The organism is Bacillus sp. 7894-2 (assembly GCF_002272225.1).
Lineage (GTDB): Bacteria > Bacillota > Bacilli > Bacillales > Cytobacillaceae > Cytobacillus.
Genome location: NZ_NPDG01000067.1, coordinates 36,866 through 43,958 on the forward strand (window position 1 = coordinate 36,866; position 7,093 = coordinate 43,958).

Here is a 7,093-nt window from a genome sequence, read left to right on the forward strand (position 1 = left end):
TAGTTAACTTAGAAAGAAGGATTGATCTAATGTCGCAGCAAACCAATACGGATCAAAACAAACCGCCATATGGCATGATCGCCATTTTATTTATAGGGGCTTTTGTAGCGATATTGAATGAAACATTGCTGAACGTTGCTCTCCCATCCATTATGGAAGAATTTGATGTGAATGCAACTGCCGTACAATGGCTGTCTACAGGCTATATGCTTATTAACGGGATTTTAATCCCAGCGAGTGCATTCTTCATTCAGCGATTTTCCGATAAGAAATTATTCATTACAGCCATGTCACTGTTTACTTTGGGAACATTCCTGGCTAGCATTGCGCCTGCATTTGGTGTGTTATTAGGGGCTCGGATGATTCAGGCTTCAGGATCGGCGATTATGATGCCCCTATTAATGAATGTCATGCTTACCGCATTTCCCGTCGAAAAAAGAGGGGCAGCAATGGGGATGTTTGGTCTTGTCATGATTACAGCTCCAGCAATTGGGCCGACTCTTTCAGGATGGCTGATTGAACATTACAGCTGGAGAATGTTATTTGACCTTGTTCTGCCAATTGCCCTGTTAACCGTAGTTTTTGCAGTCTTTAAATTAAAAGATATCACACCGCAGAGAGCCATTAAGCTTGATTTCATCTCGCTGGTTTTATCAAGCATCGGATTTGGCGGCTTGCTTTATGGTTTTAGTTCTGCAGGGGAAAAAGGATGGGATAGTCCGCTCGTGTACGGCACGATTGTGATTGGGGCACTTGCTTTACTTACCTTTGTACTCCGTCAGCTTCGGATGGATGATCCTATGCTTGAATTTCGCATCTACAAATATCCGATGTTTGCCCTGTCATCGGCCATTTCAATCGTGATCGCCGTTGCCATGTTTTCAGCGATGATTTTGATGCCCATCTATGTACAGACCATCCGCGGAATTTCACCGATGGATTCGGGTCTATTGATGCTTCCGGGAGCGATTGTCATGGGTATCATGTCTCCCATTACAGGGAAACTCTTTGATAAGTATGGGGCAAGAGTTTTAGCGGTGATTGGGCTGACTATTACCGTTGTAACATCTTATTTCTTCAGCAGAATCGGCATGAATACGGCCTATTCAACCCTTGTTCTGCTGTATACATTCCGGATGTTCGGGATGTCAATGGTTATGATGCCTGTCATGACAAATGGATTGAATCAGCTGCCGCCGATCAACAATCCGCACGGAACCGCCATGAATAATACACTGCAGCAGGTATCCGGCGCCATTGGCTCCGCGCTGCTGATTACCGTCATGAATAACCGCACGAAAGAAAAAGCAGAGGAGCTGGCTGCTGACACACTGGCCAATATGAGTGCAAGTGCAGCTCAGCCATCTGCACAGGCCGCAGCTGACATGCAGCAGCAAATCATGAATGAAGCGATGCTGCATGGCATTAATTTCACTTTCTTCCTTTCTGCATTGATTGCGGTGATTGCACTTATACTTGCTTTCTTTATTAAGAGAGTGAAACCTCATCATGAAAATCAAACAGGTGAATAAGCGGCTGTTAAAGAGTGATAAATATACTGAAAACCGGATGGTATCCAGTTCTGATACCGTCCGGTTTTTTTTATCCGCTATTTTTTTAATAAAAAAGGGCGGTTGCGATAATCCCAATCACATATAAAAGCAATGCGAAGTAAGCAGGAAGGAGGTGGATAAGGTCGGTATAGTTAATAAGAAAATGAGTTAAGATCCCGGCGGTGAAAGTTTTACATGAAACGAATGAATATCACTCTCATACATTAGTTATTAGCAGGGAGGTGAAACCTCGATATGAAAACCATACTATTTCTGGCTATACTCGGTTTATGCCTGATTGGTTTTAACTGGCTTATGGGATATAGGAAAAATCATATCACGATTGATCTGGATGAGAGGTATGTGGACTTCAAAGAGTATATTGAGGCAATCCAGAGTGAACTTGTCAACCAAGGGAGAGAGGTCAGTTATATAGGGAATCGCAAATTCATTATTGATGGCAAGACCTATATTTTCATAGAACGCAATGTTTCGATGGGAGGCGTTCCCCTGCAAAGAACTATCCTGAAACCTGAAAAGTGAGGGGGACTGAATCAAATTTGAGAATGTCTTTTTTTAGAGGGAAAGATAAACCATCTTCCAGCGCAGAAGATGGTTTATTTCATATTCGGGAATCCCTGCTGGCGCAATGCCTCGTATACCAATATCGCAGCTGTGCTCGAAAGGTTGAGTGATCGGACATTGCCATTCATAGGGATTCTTAAGAAGTGATCTTTATTTTCCTCCAGCAAGTCTTTAGGCAAGCCTGTTGTTTCTTTTCCAAACATAAAATAGTGCTCCTTTGAGACATCACTGAAATCAAAGGATGAATGGGCCTGTTCACCAAAGGTTTCAATATAGTAAAACTCCCCCTGGTTTTTTGAGAAAAATTCATCCATGGAATCATAATACGATACGTTCACAGAGTCCCAGAAATCAAAGCCTGCCCGCTTGATCATTTCCGGCTCTGTTGAAAAGCCAAGCGGCCGGATCAAATGCAGAGCTGTATCCGTTCCAGCGCAAGTCAGGGCAATATTTCCGGTGTTGGCCGGAATATCCGGCTGATATAGTACGACATGTATGGCCAAGGGTTGTCACCTCTATCTTTAGTTTTACCCTTAAGATTATAGCATAGAGGCCGGAAATTTAAGCATTTGCAACCGGAAGTACAATACTAACTTAATTTTCAGAATAGAGTAATTTTTGTAAAAATATGTTAAACTAAAGTGTAGAAGGTACTTGAAAAGGAGGAGAAAATCATACGGACTAAATATTTTATTGTTTTGCTTCTGACTTTTCTGATTGAAGTGGGTGTAACACTTTTCGTTGCCTCCACATTCTATGTAAGGTTCATAGAGGTCATGTTTTTTACTGGCATGGCTTTTGCTGGGCTTAGCTTTTACTTTTCAAGCAGCGGGGGAGTTATTTCTGATTTCAGTTCCTCAAATGCAAGCGCACAAACAGGCCTCATCCAAAAGCGGGAAGTGTTTGTGTTTAGGAGGGGGCCAGTCTTCACAGCCTCCATCATTTTTTTCTCCATTGGATTAGTGCTGTTTATTCTGCTTATATCAGGGGTTATTCCGCCTGCAGGTTAAGGTATGTTCTAAATGAGTAATATACGAACTGAAAAGAGGTGTTATATGAAGATTAGGGCAGCTGAATTATCAGATGCAGGCGCAATTGCTAAGGTACACGTTGACAGCTGGAGAACTACATACAAAAATATTTTTCCAGAAGAATTCTTAGAGAATTTATCCTATCAAAGCCGTGAAGAGTTATGGATTAATATTATTCCTCAGGGGATTGTCTTTGTGGCAGAAAATGATGAAGGACAGATTGTTGGTTTTTCATCTGGAGGCAAGGAAAGAAGTGGGGATTACAAGGAGTACCTGGGCGAACTCAGTTCCATCTATATTTTGAAAGAATTCCAAGGGCAAGGAATAGGCAAGGCTCTTGTTAAATCTGTAATTAAGGAATTAGGAAAATCAGGGATTAACACCATGCTCGTTTTTGTATTAGCGGATAATAATTCAACGTTATTTTATGAGGCCATGGGCGGCAAGGTTATTGATAAGATTAAAGTTGAGATTGCAGGAAAGAAACTTTATGAACTTGTTTACGGCTGGGATACAATTGATACTTTAAATGGACAGGAATGAACTCGTAAGAACATAGGCAGTCATGCAAAATAGGAGAATCATCCATATATATATTCGCGGTTTATTTATTACATTTAAAGCAAATATTTTAAAATTTGGGAGATGACGAAAATGAGCGAGAAATTATTACGAGTAGGTACAACCTATATACCAGTAACAAATGTAGAGCTTTCCTCTGAGTGGTATGTAAATAAATTAGGAGCAGAGTTAAGCTACAAAGATCAGGACAAAGCAATTTTAAATTTTGCCAATCAGAGTATTTTTCTTGTGAAATCTAAAGAAGGTCAAAGTGCCAATTTCTTTGATATTTACGGCAATGAGCGATTTTCGCTTACATTTGAAGTTGATGGATTAAGTGCCTTAGAAGCCATACATAAAGACTTTAAGCAAAATGGAATAAGAGTAGGAGAGATCGAAGACAGAGGACACTCTGGAAGAAACTTTGTCTTTTATGATTTAGACGGCAATAAATTTGATGTGTGGAGTGAACTAAGTCCAGCCTTCAAAGAGAAATATCTCATTTCGAAATAGATATTTTAATGAAGATCCAGGTTTTCAAGAATCAGCTGCTGCCCAGGCTGATTTTTTTTCATAAATGAGATGAGGAAAAAACAATGGTTATCATTATTGGAGTAGCAATTGTAGTGGCTTTAATCGGGTTGCCTCTATTATTGTTCACTTGGTCATTAGTGAGATTAGTTGATTTGATAAAGAAACGGTAAAAGATAGTAAACAAATAAAAAAGGGAATGATCCAAGAAGGATTATCCCTTATTTTTGCTGAAGTGGCATCTATTATTATTTATTGTTACTATTTTGTACTTGGCGATCTTCGCTTCTATTTGGATTGTTTTCTAAGGGGTCCACGGTATGCTTAAAGTTATAGGCTTTAGAAGTTGTGATAACACTTAAGAATAGCACAATTAAAACAATCAAAACCCCAACAATTATTAATCCCGTTAACATTTTAGTCACCTGATTTCATCTGTTTTTTCATAATCGCCGTTTAAGGCTGTTCGGTATTATCATCATCATTAAACTTATCTAGCATTTCGATCGTATCGACAAGGTGGTTATTAAAAATTTGGCGTGCTGCTTGAAGTAATTCAACAATCATGGGATCTCTTAAGGAATAGATAACACGATTTCCATCTTTCGTTCCCGTGACAATGTTTTTAGCTCTTAAAACAGTTAATTGCTGTGAAACCGCAGACCCTTCACTTCCTACAAGGCTTTGAATTTCATTAACATTTTTATCTCCATCCGCTAATAATTCCAATATCCTAATCCTTAACGGATGTGCAAGAGCTTTAAAAAATTCAGCTTTAAACTGCTGGATTTCAAGGTTCAATTTATTGGCCCTCTCTTTCAAATCGTTTTTTAAGATGAACTGGCAGCCTTTCTTAATTCTTGCCTATCACTTTCTTCACCAGAAAAGACTGTACATTCTCTAAACGCAAAGTGTTTGCAGCCCAGGCATTTACCTTTATTTAAGTGTGTAAGTGAGAAATTAATCGCCTCACCAGTATGTTCAAAGAAATATTCTTTTCCTATAAATTCATATAATCCTGTCTTTTTTAGCACCTGTTTTGGCTGAGGTTTTATTCCAGATATTAAAATAATCCCGTGTTTTGAGAAATCCTTTACAACTTTGGATAAGTAATATTCGCCCGTTGTATCCAGCAGCGGGACTTTCCCCATTCTTAATAGTAAAACTCTCGTATTATGATTGAACGTATTCATGACTGACTGTTCGAACGATTGAGCATCCCCGAAAAATAATGGGCCATCTACAGTATAAATACTAATTTGAGGACAGTCATGAGTATCTGTCACCATGTGAGATTGGATTTTTCCATGTTTGTTTTCATGATTGGGCAGTGATTTTGAGGTTACCATCATATCACTCATACGTTTCGTAAATAGTAGTATAGCTAATATGAGACCTGCCTCAACAGCAATCGTTAAATTTGCAAAAACCGTTAATAAAAAGGTCACAACTAAAACAAGTGAATCACCAGTCCTGGTTTTTAATACATGATAAAATTCCTGCTTCTCGCTCATGTTCCAAGCAACGACCATTAAAATCGGGGCCATACTTGCTAAAGGGATAGTCGACGCATAAGGGGCAAAGAGCAGTAAAATTAGCAAAACCGCGATTCCATGGATGATTCCGGAAAATGGAGAAATGGCTCCGTTTTTAATATTTGTGGCTGTTCTGGCTATTGCGCCTGTAGCCGGTATCCCGCCAAAAAATGGAGTAATTACATTCGCAATTCCTTGGCCTATGAGTTCTCGATTACTATTATGCTTACTTTTTGTCATTCCATCGGCCACTACTGCAGATAATAATGATTCAATGCCGCCAAGTAAAGCAATAATGAAGGCAGGTCCGATTAACAGCTGTATTTTTTCAAACGTAATCTCCGGAATCTCAAAATGGGGCAACGAACTTGGAATATCCCCGAATGTTGATCCAATCGTTGCTACTTGATTTGGATAGAAGAAAATCGCCACAAGCGTAGAAAGCAGTAATCCCGCAAGAGATCCGGGTATCCTGGAGAAAAATTTAGATGTCAGTAAGATGGTCACTAAACAAATCCCGCCTGTTAAAACACTATAACCATTAATGGTATGAAAGTGAACGATAATTTCATTTATATTTCTAAGAAATGATTCATGCTTCTCAACACCTGTCAGTCCTAAAAAGTTGGCAATTTGACCGGCAAAAATGATGACAGCGATCCCTGCTGTAAACCCAATCGTTACAGGCCTCGGAATAAATTTAATCAAAGACCCCAGCCGGAAAATCCCCATAAAACATAATATAACCCCTGCTATAAATCCGGCAATTAATAGGTTTTCATATCCATATGTCATCACAATCCCAAACAAGATAGGGATAAATGCACCAGTAGGTCCTCCGATCTGAAATTTCGACCCGCCGAACAGTGAAATCAAAATCCCTGCTATGATTGTCGTATAAATTCCATATTCAGGTTTTACTCCTGAAGCAATGGCAAACGCCATACCTAATGGAATAGCAATTACGCCAACCACAAGACCCGACAGAAGATCCTTCTGGAAACTTTGTAAGGAATATCCGCTATATCTTCCAGTAAAAATTGATTTGTTTTGCATGCCTAACCCTTCTTAATTTTATAATTTGTATATCTGATTATTTGAATATACTATGATATGAATTTACTCCGATTACTTAAAATTGTCAAAAGGAATTTTCAGGGGGTTAAGAAGCATCATCACAGGGAGGGAGATGAGACGGTGTCTGTTTGGATATAAACGGAAAAGTTGGAAACCCTATAATGAAAGATTTTTATCGCAGTCTAACGGGCAGTAAGACCCCCGCTTCAAGATTCAGAGG

Annotated in this window: 8 protein-coding genes; 4 read left to right on the forward strand and 4 right to left on the reverse strand. The window is 39.3% G+C overall.

The window, feature by feature from the left end; all coding sequences use genetic code 11:
* Positions 1-29: 29 nt before the first annotated feature.
* Together CHI10_RS10150 and CHI10_RS10155 are read left to right on the forward strand one after the other, a co-directional pair.
* Positions 30-1,532 carry a DHA2 family efflux MFS transporter permease subunit gene (locus tag CHI10_RS10150; RefSeq protein ID WP_095244174.1) on the forward strand — a complete coding sequence of 501 codons (1,503 nt, stop codon included), beginning with the start codon at positions 30-32 and terminating at the stop codon, positions 1,530-1,532.
* A gap of 276 nt (positions 1,533-1,808) precedes the next feature.
* Positions 1,809-2,096, forward strand: coding sequence for a hypothetical protein (locus CHI10_RS10155; protein ID WP_095244175.1), 288 nt, complete (start codon positions 1,809-1,811; stop codon positions 2,094-2,096).
* A 74-nt stretch (positions 2,097-2,170) separates the two neighbouring features.
* Here CHI10_RS10155 and CHI10_RS10160 read toward each other — a convergent pair whose 3' ends face one another.
* Positions 2,171-2,641, reverse strand: a complete 471-nt coding sequence (locus tag CHI10_RS10160) for a tRNA (cytidine(34)-2'-O)-methyltransferase (protein WP_095244176.1) — start codon at positions 2,639-2,641, stop codon at positions 2,171-2,173.
* A 552-nt stretch (positions 2,642-3,193) separates the two neighbouring features.
* On the opposite strand from CHI10_RS10160, the gene CHI10_RS10170 reads away from it, so the two are divergent.
* Both CHI10_RS10170 and CHI10_RS10175 read left to right on the forward strand, forming a co-directional pair.
* Complete coding sequence (locus CHI10_RS10170) at positions 3,194-3,712, forward strand: GNAT family N-acetyltransferase (RefSeq protein WP_095244178.1); 519 nt, start codon at positions 3,194-3,196, stop codon at positions 3,710-3,712.
* 111 nt (positions 3,713-3,823) lie between these two features.
* The gene (locus CHI10_RS10175; RefSeq protein WP_095244179.1) at positions 3,824-4,243 is read left to right on the forward strand and encodes a VOC family protein; all 420 of its coding nucleotides are present in this window, start codon (positions 3,824-3,826) and stop codon (positions 4,241-4,243) included.
* Positions 4,244-4,509: 266 nt separating this feature from the next.
* Here CHI10_RS10175 and ytzI read toward each other — a convergent pair whose 3' ends face one another.
* From ytzI to CHI10_RS10190, 3 genes are read right to left on the reverse strand one after another with little or no spacing between them, the layout of a single operon-like run.
* Positions 4,510-4,677 (reverse strand): YtzI protein, encoded by a 168-nt coding sequence (ytzI, locus tag CHI10_RS10180; protein ID WP_076259822.1) that lies wholly within the window; start codon positions 4,675-4,677, stop codon positions 4,510-4,512.
* Between the two features lie 40 nt (positions 4,678-4,717).
* Positions 4,718-5,062 carry an ArsR/SmtB family transcription factor gene (locus CHI10_RS10185; RefSeq protein ID WP_095244180.1) on the reverse strand — a complete coding sequence of 115 codons (345 nt, stop codon included), beginning with the start codon at positions 5,060-5,062 and terminating at the stop codon, positions 4,718-4,720.
* Between the two features lie 29 nt (positions 5,063-5,091).
* Positions 5,092-6,852 carry a SulP family inorganic anion transporter gene (locus tag CHI10_RS10190; protein WP_095244181.1) on the reverse strand — a complete coding sequence of 587 codons (1,761 nt, stop codon included), beginning with the start codon at positions 6,850-6,852 and terminating at the stop codon, positions 5,092-5,094.
* Between the last annotated feature and the right edge of the window lie 241 nt (positions 6,853-7,093).

What these genes read in the sequence shown, in the direction of transcription:
- CHI10_RS10150 (WP_095244174.1), top strand. Translation starts at nt 30, where the DNA reads ATGTCGCAGCAAACCAATACGGATCAAAACAAACCGCCATATGGCATG.
- CHI10_RS10155 (WP_095244175.1), top strand. Translation starts at nt 1,809, where the DNA reads ATGAAAACCATACTATTTCTGGCTATACTCGGTTTATGCCTGATTGGT.
- CHI10_RS10170 (WP_095244178.1), top strand. Translation starts at nt 3,194, where the DNA reads ATGAAGATTAGGGCAGCTGAATTATCAGATGCAGGCGCAATTGCTAAG.
- CHI10_RS10175 (WP_095244179.1), top strand. Translation starts at nt 3,824, where the DNA reads ATGAGCGAGAAATTATTACGAGTAGGTACAACCTATATACCAGTAACA.
- ytzI (WP_076259822.1), bottom strand. Translation starts at nt 4,677, where the DNA reads ATGTTAACGGGATTAATAATTGTTGGGGTTTTGATTGTTTTAATTGTG.
- CHI10_RS10190 (WP_095244181.1), bottom strand. Translation starts at nt 6,852, where the DNA reads ATGCAAAACAAATCAATTTTTACTGGAAGATATAGCGGATATTCCTTA.